General features: G+C 61.8%; 10 protein-coding genes and 1 riboswitch. Of the genes, 7 read left to right on the plus strand and 3 right to left on the minus strand.

Annotation, left to right across the window (positions count from 1 at the left end; genetic code table 11):
• Positions 1 to 6: 6 nt before the first annotated feature.
• Both J2Y39_RS07750 and J2Y39_RS07755 read left to right on the plus strand, forming a co-directional pair.
• A complete protein-coding gene (locus J2Y39_RS07750; protein WP_007918021.1) occupies positions 7 to 816 on the plus strand; it encodes an ABC transporter permease in 810 nt (269 codons plus the stop codon).
• Between the two features lie 17 nt (positions 817 to 833).
• Positions 834 to 1,988: an ABC transporter ATP-binding protein gene (locus J2Y39_RS07755; RefSeq protein ID WP_016775021.1), complete on the plus strand. Its 1,155-nt coding sequence runs from the start codon at positions 834 to 836 to the stop codon at positions 1,986 to 1,988.
• Between the two features lie 203 nt (positions 1,989 to 2,191).
• Here J2Y39_RS07755 and map read toward each other — a convergent pair whose 3' ends face one another.
• Both map and J2Y39_RS07765 read right to left on the minus strand, forming a co-directional pair.
• On the minus strand, positions 2,192 to 2,983 hold the full coding sequence (gene map / locus J2Y39_RS07760; RefSeq protein WP_122704021.1) for a type I methionyl aminopeptidase: 792 nt from the start codon (positions 2,981 to 2,983) through the stop codon (positions 2,192 to 2,194).
• The gene (locus J2Y39_RS07765; protein WP_007918027.1) at positions 2,980 to 3,207 is read right to left on the minus strand and encodes a ParD-like family protein; all 228 of its coding nucleotides are present in this window, start codon (positions 3,205 to 3,207) and stop codon (positions 2,980 to 2,982) included. Before J2Y39_RS07765 ends, map begins: the two co-directional genes overlap by 4 nt.
• 137 nt (positions 3,208 to 3,344) lie before the next feature.
• Positions 3,345 to 3,537, plus strand: a riboswitch (cobalamin riboswitch).
• A 139-nt stretch (positions 3,538 to 3,676) separates the two neighbouring features.
• Here J2Y39_RS07765 and J2Y39_RS07770 point away from each other — a divergent pair.
• From J2Y39_RS07770 to J2Y39_RS07780, 3 genes are read left to right on the plus strand one after another with little or no spacing between them, the layout of a single operon-like run.
• Positions 3,677 to 4,690: an ABC transporter substrate-binding protein gene (locus J2Y39_RS07770; RefSeq protein WP_252867751.1), complete on the plus strand. Its 1,014-nt coding sequence runs from the start codon at positions 3,677 to 3,679 to the stop codon at positions 4,688 to 4,690.
• On the plus strand, positions 4,687 to 5,703 hold the full coding sequence (locus J2Y39_RS07775) for an iron ABC transporter permease (RefSeq protein WP_310216446.1): 1,017 nt from the start codon (positions 4,687 to 4,689) through the stop codon (positions 5,701 to 5,703). The genes J2Y39_RS07770 and J2Y39_RS07775 overlap by 4 nt, the downstream gene beginning before the upstream one ends.
• A complete protein-coding gene (locus J2Y39_RS07780) occupies positions 5,700 to 6,464 on the plus strand; it encodes an ABC transporter ATP-binding protein (RefSeq protein WP_252867753.1) in 765 nt (254 codons plus the stop codon). The genes J2Y39_RS07775 and J2Y39_RS07780 overlap by 4 nt, the downstream gene beginning before the upstream one ends.
• A 210-nt stretch (positions 6,465 to 6,674) precedes the next feature.
• On the opposite strand, the gene metE is transcribed toward J2Y39_RS07780, so the two are convergent.
• On the minus strand, positions 6,675 to 8,963 hold the full coding sequence (gene metE, locus J2Y39_RS07785; RefSeq protein WP_252867754.1) for a 5-methyltetrahydropteroyltriglutamate--homocysteine S-methyltransferase: 2,289 nt from the start codon (positions 8,961 to 8,963) through the stop codon (positions 6,675 to 6,677).
• Between the two features lie 364 nt (positions 8,964 to 9,327).
• Here metE and J2Y39_RS07790 point away from each other — a divergent pair, with 364 nt between their 5' ends.
• Both J2Y39_RS07790 and J2Y39_RS07795 read left to right on the plus strand, forming a co-directional pair.
• The gene (locus J2Y39_RS07790; protein WP_095180209.1) at positions 9,328 to 10,704 is read left to right on the plus strand and encodes a pyridoxal-phosphate dependent enzyme; all 1,377 of its coding nucleotides are present in this window, start codon (positions 9,328 to 9,330) and stop codon (positions 10,702 to 10,704) included.
• Entirely contained in the window at positions 10,701 to 11,873 is a 1,173-nt protein-coding gene (locus J2Y39_RS07795; protein ID WP_310216451.1) for a cystathionine gamma-synthase, read from the plus strand. The genes J2Y39_RS07790 and J2Y39_RS07795 overlap by 4 nt, the downstream gene beginning before the upstream one ends.
• Positions 11,874 to 12,117 lie beyond the last annotated feature (244 nt).

The raw sequence follows: 12,117 nt of genomic DNA on the forward strand, positions 1-12,117 counted from the left end.
GCCGACATGCTCCTGACCCCCAATGCCATGAGCCGGCGCATGCGTTTCGGCCTCTACGCTACGACTGGGCTGATCGGCCTGTTCCTGCTGTTGCCGATCGTGTTCATCGTGCTGCTGTCGTTCGGCTCCTCGCAGTGGCTGGTGTTCCCGCCACCGGGCTGGACGCTGAAATGGTACGGCCAGTTCTTCTCCAATCCCGACTGGATGAACGCCGCCGCCGCCAGCCTAAAAGTTGCCGTGCTGACCACCATCTGCGCTGTGGCGCTCGGTTTGCCGACCGCGTTTGCGCTGGTGCGCGGACGCTTCCCGGGCCGCGAGATGCTCTATGGCCTGTTCACCCTGCCGATGATCGTGCCGCTGGTGATCATTGCCGTGGCGGTGTACGCGCTCTTTCTCAAGCTCGGCTACACCGGGACGATGTTCGCCTTCGTCGTCAGCCATGTGATCGTCGCGCTGCCGTTCACCATCATCTCGATCATCAACTCGCTGAAGCTGTTCGATCAGTCGATTGAAGACGCGGCGGTGATCTGCGGTGCCTCGCGCTTGCAAGCGGTGTTCAAGGTGACGTTCCCGGCGATTCGTCCGGGGATGGTCGCCGGCGCCCTCTTCGCCTTCCTCGTTTCGTGGGACGAAGTGGTGCTCAGCGTGATGATGGCAAGCCCGACTCTGCAAACCCTTCCCGTGAAAATGTGGACCACCCTGCGCCAGGACCTGACCCCGGTGATCGCCGTCGCTTCGACGCTGCTGATCGGCCTGTCAGTGTTGGTCATGGTGATCGCCGCCGCCCTTCGCCGGCGCAACGAAATCAGCGCCTGAGCGCCCAGGAGTACGACATGAGTGCCGTGATCAAAGACGCATCCCAGCAGAGCGACAAACCCTTGGTCAGCCTGCGCAACCTGAACAAGCACTACGGCGATTTTGCTGCAGTCGATAACATCTCGCTGGACATCAAGGACGGTGAATTCCTCACGTTCCTGGGCTCCAGCGGCTCGGGCAAAAGCACCACGCTGTCGATGCTCGCCGGTTTTGAAACACCGAGCAGCGGCGAGATCCTCGTCAACGGCCAATCACTGGTCAACGTGCCGCCACACAAGCGCGACATCGGCATGGTCTTTCAGCGTTACTCGCTGTTCCCGCATCTGTCGGTGCGCGACAACATCGCCTTCCCTTTGGCCATTCGCAAACTGGCTGCGGCCGAGCGCGAAAAGCGCGTCGATGCGATGCTGAAACTGGTGCAGCTTGAGCAGTTCGCCCATCGCCGCCCTTCGCAACTGTCTGGCGGCCAGCAACAACGGGTTGCCATCGCTCGCGCCTTGGTTTACGAGCCGCGCATTCTGCTGATGGACGAACCGCTCGGTGCGCTGGACAAGAAGCTGCGCGAAGACTTGCAGGATGAACTGCGCCAGCTGCACCGGCGCCTGGGCATCACCATCGTCTACGTGACCCACGACCAGGAAGAAGCCATGCGTCTGTCGCAACGCATCGCGATTTTCAGCCACGGCAAAATCGTTGGTCTGGGCAGTGGTTATGACCTTTACCAGAATCCGCCCAATGCATTTGTCGCGTCGTTCCTGGGCAATTCGAACTTCCTCAAGCTCAAGGCGCAAGGCAATGCAGCAGCGAGTTTCGAGGGCCAGTCGTTGTCGATTCGGCTGACGTCCGGGTTGCACACTGATCAGGATGTGCTGCTGATGGTGCGTCCGGAAAAGGCCTTGGCGCTGAGCACGCAGCAGGCGCTGGATGAGCCGCTGGCAGCGGGCTGGAATGAGGTGTCGGCGAACGTTGTGGAGGTGCTGTTTCTCGGTGAAAGCCAGACGTGCAGCGTGGTGACTGCGGGCGGGACGTCGATGACGGTGAAAGCGCTATCGGCAGCGGGCATGCCGCTCAAGGCCGGCGATCCGGTACGAGTGCGCTGGGCGACGGCGGATGCTTGTGTTTATACCGAGTGGACCGAGAGCGATTTGAACAAGGCTGCCGGGGCTCACTGATTGCGCTGAGTCAGTTGGATCTACCCCCTCACCCCAGCCCTCTCCCCCACGGGGGGCGAGGGGGAAAGGGAGCCGATCTTCATGCTGTTCAAAATGTAAGTTCGACTCGGTATCGCACGTCGGCGTATCTCGCAACAACACCTCGGTCAGTCCCCTCTCCCATTGGGAGAGGGCTAGGGTGAGGGCAAGCAGGCGACACGGTATTAGCCAATGGCCCGGTACCCTTCAATCTCATCCGGCCAAGCCGTCAGCACTTCGAACCCGCTCTCCGTCACCGCGACCATATGCTCCCACTGCGCTGACAAGGAGCCATCCTTGGTCAGCACCGTCCAGCCATCCGGCATGTTCTTCACATGGCGTTTGCCGGCATTGAGCATCGGTTCCACGGTGAAAATCATCCCGGCCTTAAGCTTCAGCCCTTGATTGGGAAAGCCGTAATGCAGGATTTGCGGTTCGTCGTGATAGACCTTGCCGATGCCATGGCCGCAGTACTCGCGCACCACGCTGAAGCCCTCCGCCTCCGCCAGGCTCTGGATCGCATGACCGATATCGCCCAGCGTTGCGCCCGGCTTCACTGCACGGATGCCTGCGCACATGGCTTCGTAAGTGGTCTTGATCAGGTGCTGCGCTTCAGGAGTCGCCTCGCCCACCACATACATGCGACTGGTATCGCCGAACCAGCCGTCCTTGATCACCGCGATGTCGAGGTTGACGATGTCGCCGTCTTTCAATGGCGTACCCGATGGAATCCCGTGGCACACCACATCGTTGACCGACGCGCAGACGGTTTTCGGAAAGCCGTGATAACCGACATTGGCTGGCACCGCCTTCTGCACATTGACGATGTAATCGTTGCACAGTCGATCCAGCTCATCGGTGGTCACGCCAGCCTTCACATGCGGCACCAGCATTGCCAGCACTTCAGCGGCGAGTTTGCCGGCGGCACGGGATTTTTCGATGTCGGCCGGGGTGTTGATCTTGATCTGGTTTCTCATGCGCTGACGGCTTCCTGAGTCAGTTGTTGCAGATCCAGCCCACCATTCTGTTCGGCGCGGATCAGCAGGCGGCAAATGGCGCTGTGGTCGAGATTGGGATGCAGCTCGGCGAGCATGCCGATGCGCATCCAGTGCTCAGCCTGCGCGTTGATCGACCGGCTGAGGGCGTTGCTGGAGATGCGCAGATTCTCGTGCATGTCCTCTGAAATCTTTACGATGCCCATGTCTATATCCGATACGAAATGTATATGGATCGTATACTAGCCAAGCTTACCCTCGGATTGCAAACGCTCCGCCACGCAAACACGCACCCGTGCAGGAGCTGCCGAAGCAGATTCGGCTCCCCATCAGCGGCCTGATCGACTACCATGCCCGCGCCGGTTTCCACACGGAATTAATAGGGAATCCGAGGTGCTCCACGCATCAATCGGAACTGCCCCCGCAACTGTAGGTGCCGAGCCTGCTCCTCGACTGCCACTGGGTGAACCCCGGGAAGGCCGGAGCGTGGCGATGACGCATCAGTCAGGAGACCTGCCGGCACAGTGACTGACCAACCGGCGGGGTGTCCGGGAAGGACATCGTGCCGTGCGCATTTTCCCCGTGCCGGCCTTGCGTAGTTTCCACGACCGCGCCCGAGGTGTGTTTCCAAACCGTACCCGCCCGCTCCCGTACGGTTCCCCTGGAGACTGCCCCATGCTGCTGCCCCGCGTTGCCACCCTGCTCACCGCTCTGAGCCTTTGCCCCCTGGCGCAAGCGGCGCCGACTGCGTATCCGCTGACCGTCGAAAACTGTGGCAGCAGCCTGACCTTTCAACACGCGCCTGCGCGCACGGTGACCATTGGCCAGGCCGGCACGGAAATGCTCTACGCCTTGGGCCTGGGCGACAAAGTCGTCGGCACTTCGCTGTGGTTCAACGACGTGCTGGGCACATACAAAGCGCAGAACGACACGATCGAGCGCCTCGCCGACAACGAGCCGAGTTTCGAAGCGGTGATCGCTAAACGCCCGGAGCTGGTTGCCGTCGAGCTGGAATGGATGGTCGGCCCGCAAGGCGCGGTCGGCACTCGCGAGCAGTTCCATGAACTGAAGATTCCCACCTACCTGCTGCCCTCCGATTGCGAAGCCAAGGACAACCTCGTCGGTTCGGACGGGACGCGGCTGGCACCGTTTCGCATCGACAGCATCTACAAAAGCGTGAGCCAACTGGCGGCGATTTTCGACGTGCAGGCGCGTGGCGAACAGCTCAATGAGCAGCTCAAAGCCAGCCTCGCGCAGTCGATCGCCACCGCGAAAAAGCAGCAGCGCAAAGACGTCAGCGCCCTGGTGTGGTTCTCCAGCGCCGAGATGGACATCGAGCCTTTCGTGGCCGGGCACAAAGGCGTTCCCGATTTCATGCTCAGCACCCTCGGCGTGCGCAACGTCGTCGAGTCGGATGAAGAATGGCCAACGGTCGGCTGGGAAACCATCGCCAAGGCCAACCCGACGTTTCTGGTGATCGCGCGCATGGATCGTCGACGTTTCCCGGCGGACGACTATCAGAAGAAACTCGCCTTCCTGCGCAGTGATCCGGTGACGCGCAACATGGACGCGGTCAAGCACAACCGCATCATCATCCTTGACGCCATGGCCATGCAGGCCAGCCTGCGCACCTTCGACGGCCTCGCACAACTGGCCAGCGCGATCAACGGCTACGACCTGTCGCCATGAGCAGACGCCTGAGCCGTTTGCTGCTGGTGCTGTTGACGCTGTCGGTCGCGCTGATCGGCGGCGTGGCGATTGGTGAGACTTCAATCGAGCCGAGCGTGGTGTTGCAGGCGCTGGCCAACAAGCTGTGGGGCGCCGGTTATGTGCTCGACCCGATCGACGAAGGTATCGTCTGGAACTATCGCCTGACCCGCGCGCTGGTCGCGGCGGCCTGCGGCGCCGGCCTGGCGACGTGCGGGGTGATCCTGCAATCGCTGCTGCGCAATCCGTTGGCCGATCCGTATCTGCTGGGTATTTCTGCTGGCGCCTCGACTGGCGCGGTGATGGTCGCCCTGCTTGGCGTCGGCGCCGGGGCGATTTCATTGTCGGTCGGTGCCTTTGCCGGCGCGGTGACGGCGTTCGTGCTGGTGATCCTGTTGGCGCGGGTCAGCGGCTCGGCCAGCGGCACCGGGCAGATCATTCTGGCCGGGATCGCCGGTTCGCAATTGTTCAATGCCCTCACCGCGTTTCTGATCACCCGCTCGGCAAGCTCCGAACAAGCGCGCGGGATCATGTTCTGGCTGCTCGGCAATCTCGGCGGCGTGCGCTGGCCGTCGGTGTGGCTGGCGGTGCCGGTGGCGGTGTTGGGGTTGGTTGTTTGTCTGTGGCATCGGCGGGCGCTGGATGCGTTCACCTTTGGTGCGGACTCGGCGGCGTCTCTCGGCATTCCAGTGCGACGTGTGCAGATTCTGTTGATTGGCTGCGCCGCGCTGGTGACGGCGGTGATGGTGTCGATTGTCGGCTCGATCGGCTTTGTCGGTCTGGTGATTCCCCATGCCGCGCGGTTGTTGCTCGGCACCGGCCATGCGCGTCTGTTGCCCGCCAGTGCGCTGGGCGGCGCGGTGTTTCTGATCGCCGCCGATGTGCTGTCGCGCACCCTGATCAAGGGTCAGGTGATCCCGGTCGGCGTGATCACTGCGCTGGTCGGCGCGCCAGTGTTCGCGCTGATTCTGGTGGGCCGGAGATCGGCGCGATGAACACGGTTCTGAGCTGTGCTGGGTTGAGCTTCAAGGTGCGCGGTGCCGAGTTGCTCAACGGTGTCAGCATCGACGTTCAGCGCGGCGAGACCCTGGGCATTGTCGGGCCGAACGGTTCGGGTAAATCCACGCTGCTCAAATTGCTGGCCGGCCTGCGCGAACCGAGCGCGGGCCATGTGCAGCTCGGCGGTCAGGCGCTGGGCAAAATGTCGCGGCGCAGCATCGCGCAGACGCTCGCGGTGGTTGAGCAACAGGCCGATACCGACGATGGCATTCGCGTGTTCGACGCGGTGGCGCTGGGGCGCACGCCGTGGTTGTCGGCGCTGCAACCGTGGTCGCCCGCCGATGACGCCATCGTCGAGCAAGCGCTGATTGACGTCGACGCCGTGCACCTGCGCAACCGCCTCTGGCGCAGCCTCTCCGGCGGGGAACGCCAACGCGTGCACATCGCCCGCGCACTGGCGCAGCGCCCGCAGATCCTGCTGCTCGACGAGCCGGCCAACCACCTCGACATCCAGCATCAGTTGAGCATTCTGCAAGTGGTGCGCGCACTGCCGGTGACCACGCTGATCGCTTTGCACGATCTCAATCAGGCGCTCAAATGTGATCGCCTGGCGGTGCTGGAGCGCGGGCGTCTGGTGGCACTGGGCGAGCCGCTGCAAGTGCTGACGCCGGAGCGGTTACAGACGACTTTCGGGGTCAGGGCGCACTATCTGACAGACCCGTTCGATGGTGCGCCGATATTGCGCTTCCTTGCCTGATGCATGGGTGGCTGACACACCGCTTTCGCGAGCAGGCTCGCTCCCACAAAGGATTTGTGTGTTGCCGTGAATGACGGGGAGAACGCGAATTCTGTGGGAGCGAGCCTGCTCGCGAAGGCGTCAGGTCATCCAACATTGATGTCGATTGACACACCGCTTTCGCGAGCAGGCTCGCTCCCACAGGGTTATGTATTCCCGGGCGGTAAAGGGTCAGGCCCACTCTTTGCGCAGTTGCCGCGCGGCGCTGACCATGTGCACCAGCGCCGCTTCGGTCTCTGGCCAGCCTCGGGTTTTCAACCCGCAATCGGGATTGACCCACAGGCGCTCCACCGGAATACGCTGCGCCGCTTTGCGCAGTAAGCCGACCATTTCCGTCACATCGGGAATCCGTGGCGAGTGAATGTCGTACACGCCGGGGCCGATGTCGTTCGGGTAGGCAAACGCTTCAAACGCTTCGAGCAGTTCCATGTCCGAACGCGAGGTTTCGATGGTGATGACATCGGCGTCCATCGCCGCGATCGACTCGATCACATCGTTGAACTCGCTGTAGCACATGTGCGTGTGGATCTGCGTTTCGTCGCGCACGCCGGAGGCGCACAGGCGGAACGCTTCGCTCGCCCAGTGCAGATACGCCGGCCACTGCGCCCGGCGTAACGGCAAGCCTTCACGGAACGCCGCTTCGTCGATCTGCACGATTTTGATTCCCGCCGCCTCCAGATCATTCACCTCGTCACGAATGGCCAGCGCCAGTTGTTGAGCCTGCACCTCGCGGCTGACGTCTTCGCGCGGGAACGACCACATCAGCATGGTCACCGGGCCGGTCAGCATGCCTTTCAAGACCTTGTCGGTGAGGCCTTGGGCGTAACGGATCCACTCGACCGTCATCGCCTGCGGGCGGCTGAGGTCGCCGAAAATCACCGCTGGCTTGACGCAGCGCGAACCATAGCTCTGCACCCAGCCAAAGCGGGTGAAGGCATAGCCGTCGAGCTGTTCGGCGAAGTATTCGACCATGTCGTTGCGCTCGGCCTCGCCGTGCACCAGCACATCCAGGCCGAGGCGCTCTTGAATTTCCACCGCGTGGCGAATCTCCGTGTGCATCGCATCGGTGTAATCGGCCGCGCTGAGCTTGCCTTGCTTGTAGGCCTGACGCGCCAGACGGATCGCCGCCGTTTGCGGAAACGAACCAATGGTGGTGGTCGGGAATAACGGCAGGTCGAGCTTGCCGCGCTGTTTGGCGATACGCTGGGCAAACGGCGATTGGCGTTGCGCATCCTTGGCAGTGATCGCCGCGACCCGCGCTTGTACCGCCGGTTTGTGAATACGCGGCGAGGCAGCGCGGCTGGTCTGCACCGAACGGCTTTGCGCGAGGGCACGCAGTACCTTCGGCGCTTCCGGTTCGCTGACCGCTTGAGCGAGCACGGCGACCTCTTCGCACTTCTGCACGGCGAACGCCAGCCAGCTTTTCAGTTCGGCATCGAGCTGGTCTTCGCGGCCCAGATCAACCGGGCTGTGCAGCAATGAACAGGACGGTGCTACCCACAAACGATCACCCAGACGCTCATGAGCATGGCGCAGCGTCGCCAGCGCGTTTTGCAGATCGCAGCGCCAGACGTTCCGACCGTTGACCACACCCAGCGACAGCACCTTATAAGCCGGCAGGCGATCCAGAATGGTCGGGTACTGATCCGGCGCGCGCACCAGATCGATGTGCAAGCCATCGACCGGCAGGTTCGCCGCCAGACCGAGATTTTCTTCCAGGCCACCGAAGTACGTGGCGAGCAGTTTTTTCAGCGGATCGCGCTGGATCTGGTTGTAGGCGCGCTCGAAGGCATTCTTCCAGTCCTGCGGCAGATCGAGCACCAGAATCGGCTCGTCGATCTGCACCCACTCCACACCCAACGCCGCCAGCCGCGCGAAGATCTGGCCGTACAGCGGCAGCAGGCGGTCAAGCAAATCGAGCTTGTCGAAGTCGACGCCTTTGGTTTTACCCAGCCACAGATAGGTCAGCGGACCGATGATCACCGGTTTGACGTTGTGCCCCAGCACACGGGCCTCTTCGGTTTCCTCAAACAACTGCTCCCAACCGAGCTGGAATTGCTGATCGGCGCTGAATTCCGGTACCAGGTAGTGATAGTTGGTGTCGAACCACTTGGTCATTTCCTGAGCGTGGCCTTCGCTGCAGCAACTATTGCTGACGCCTCGGGCCATGCTGAACAAGGTTTGCAGCGTAGCTTTGCCGTCATGCGGACGGAAACGTTCGGGGATCACGCCGAACATCAGCGAGTGGGTCAGCACTTGGTCGTACCAGGCGAAATCGCCAACCGGCAGCAAGTCGATGCCGGCGTTTTTCTGCAAGTCCCAATGGACCTTGCGCAGCTCACGCCCGACGTCACGCAGGCCCGCCTCGTTCAGTTCTCCTTTCCAGAACGCCTCTTGCGCTTTCTTCAGTTCGCGGTCGCGACCGATGCGCGGAAATCCCAGGGAATGGGCCAGTGCCATGACAAACAACTCCAGATGCTTATTCGATGGCAGGTATTGTCGGGAACCGGACTTGATGAAACAAACTCAATAAATTCTAGATCATCACAAGTTCTACTCATGCACAGGCACCCCGTAGAAGCTGTCGAAGGCTGGGATCTTCTGGCCGTAGGGACGCAGAGCGTCCAAGGCTGCATTCCCACGCGGAGCGTGGGAACGATCAGAACACGTCAGGGCAACATGCAAGTTTTCGTTCTATCGTTAGATCCAAATGGCTGGATTTTCCAAGGATTAGAGGTTGCGATAGGGGATGTCTGCGCCTAAGTTGCACGCGAGTCTTTTCCCCGCGATTGGAACGCGGTCAACACCATAAAGAGGTGAAGAAATGTCAAAGGAATCACGCCCTGCCGTGCTTGGGCTGATAGGCAATACTCCGCTGGTGCAGGTCACCCGCTTCGATACCGGACCGTGCACGCTGTTTCTCAAACTCGAATCGCAGAACCCTGGCGGCTCAATCAAGGACCGTATCGGTCTGGCGATGATCGACGCTGCGGAACGTGACGGTCGCCTGCAACCGGGCGGCACGATTGTCGAGGCCACTGCCGGCAATACCGGTCTGGGTCTGGCGCTGGTCGGTCGCGCCAAAGGCTATCGCGTAGTGCTGGTGGTACCGGACAAGATGTCCACCGAGAAGGTCCTGCACTTGAAGGCCATGGGCGCCGAAGTGCACATCACTCGTTCTGACGTCGGCAAGGGCCATCCCGAGTATTACCAGGACGTCGCCGCCCGCTTGGCCAAGGACATTCCCGGCGCATTTTTCGCAGACCAATTCAACAATCCCGCCAACCCGCTGGCCCATGAATGCAGCACCGCGCCGGAAATCTGGGCGCAGACCGAACATGATCTGGACGCCATTGTCGTCGGCGTCGGTTCGGCCGGCACGCTGACCGGGCTGAGTCGTTTCTTCAAGCGCGTGCAACCGGATCTGGAAATGGTCCTCGCCGATCCGATCGGCTCGGTGATGGCGCAATACAGCCGCGACGGTACCTTGCCGACGCCCGGTTCGTGGGCGGTCGAAGGTATCGGCGAAGACTTCATTCCGTCGATCACCGACCTCTCCAGCGTGCGTCACGCCTACTCGATCAGCGACGCGGAAAGCTTCGATCACGCGCGCCAGTTGCTCAAGGCCGAGGGCATTCTCGGCGGCTCATCGACCGGCACACTGTTCGCTGCCGCGCTGCGTTATTGCCGCGAACAGACCGAGCCGAAACGCGTGGTCAGCTTCGTCTGCGACACCGGCACGCGGTACCTGTCGAAGGTCTACAACGACCAGTGGATGACCGATCAAGGCCTGTTGCAACGCAAAGGCTACGGCGACTTGCGCGACTTGATCGCACGGCGTTTCGAGGACGGCCGGGTGATCAGCGTCGGCCCTGACGACACCCTGCTCACTGCGTTTCAGCGCATGCGTCTGGCGGATGTTTCGCAACTGCCGGTGCTGGTCGAAGGCAAGCAACTGGTGGGCGTGATCGACGAGTCCGACATCCTCCTCGGCGTCCACGAAGATGCCGCGCGCTTCAGCCAGTCAGTGTCCAGCGTGATGACCGACAAACTGCAAACCCTCGCCCCGGCTGCGACCCTGGCCGAGCTGGAAGCGGTGCTCAGCCGTGGCCTCGTCGCGATCATCGCCGACGCCTCCGGCTTCCATGGCCTGATCACCCGCACCGACATGCTCAACCAATTACGGAGATCCCTTGCATGAGTCAGCACGACGATAAATCCCAAGGCTTCGCCACCCGGGTGATCCACGCCGGGCAAGAGCCTGACCCGACCACCGGCGCGCTGATGCCGCCGATCTATGCCAACTCCACCTACCTGCAAGACAGCCCCGGCGTGCACAAGGGGTTCGACTACGGCCGCTCGCACAACCCGACGCGTTTCGCCCTGGAGCGCTGCATTGCGGACCTTGAAGGCGGCACCCGCGCGTTCGCCTTCGCCTCGGGGCTGGCGGCGATCTCCACGGTGTTGGAACTGCTCGACGCCGGCTCACACATCGTTTCCGGCAATGACTTGTACGGCGGCACCTTCCGCCTGTTCGACAAGGTTCGCCAGCGCAGCGCCGGGCACCGTTTCAGCTTCGTCGACCTGACCGATCTGTCGGCGTTCGAAGCCTCGCTGCAGGACGACACGCGCATGGTCATGGTCGAAACCCCGACCAACCCGCTGCTGAGCCTGTCGGATCTGGCCGCCATTGCACGCATCTGCCGCGCGCGCGGGATCATCTGCGTGGCCGACAACACCTTCGCCAGCCCCTACATCCAGCGCCCACTGGAGCTGGGTTTCGACATCGTCCTGCACTCGACCACCAAATACCTCAACGGCCACTCCGACGTGATCGGCGGCATTGCCGTGGTCGGACAGAACGACGAGCTGGCGGAAAAACTCGGTTTCCTGCAAAACGCCGTCGGGGCGATTTCCGGGCCGTTCGATGCATTCCTCACCCTGCGCGGGGTGAAGACTTTGGCGCTGCGCATGGAACGTCATTGCAGCAACGCCCTGGATCTGGCGCAGTGGCTGGAACAGCAACCGCAGGTCAAACGCGTCTACTATCCGGGCCTGACCTCGCACCCGCAGCACGAACTGGCCAAGCGGCAAATGCGTGGCTTTGGCGGGATGATTTCCGTCGATCTGAACAGCGATCTGGCCGGCGCACGGCGCTTTCTTGAGAACGTGCAGATCTTTGCACTGGCGGAAAGTCTGGGCGGCGTGGAAAGCCTGATCGAACATCCGGCGATCATGACCCACGCGACCATCCCGCCGGAAACTCGCGCGAAGCTGGGGATTGGCGATGGGCTGGTGCGGTTGTCGGTGGGGGTTGAGGATGTTGAGGATCTGCGGGAAGATTTGACGCAGGCTTTGGCTAAAATGTGACTCTTTGAAGGGGGCTGCATCGCAGCCCAACGGGGATAAATACCGTCGCCACACGGGGAACCCCCCTGTGGCCTTTCGATCTTTCGTTTTTATTGTCATACAAGTCTTTTTGAAAATGGCATCAAGTCTGCCGAATGAAGAGCTCCGTGCTGCTGCGCAAACTCGACAACACAAGTGTCGCAACATTCGCCCACCTCATTTCGCAGCTTGGTGTCAAACAGCATATGGAATACGGCGCTCGCTT

It is taken from the genome of Pseudomonas sp. 2957 (genome assembly GCF_031456345.1).
Taxonomy (GTDB): Bacteria; Pseudomonadota; Gammaproteobacteria; order Pseudomonadales; family Pseudomonadaceae; genus Aquipseudomonas; species Aquipseudomonas siliginis.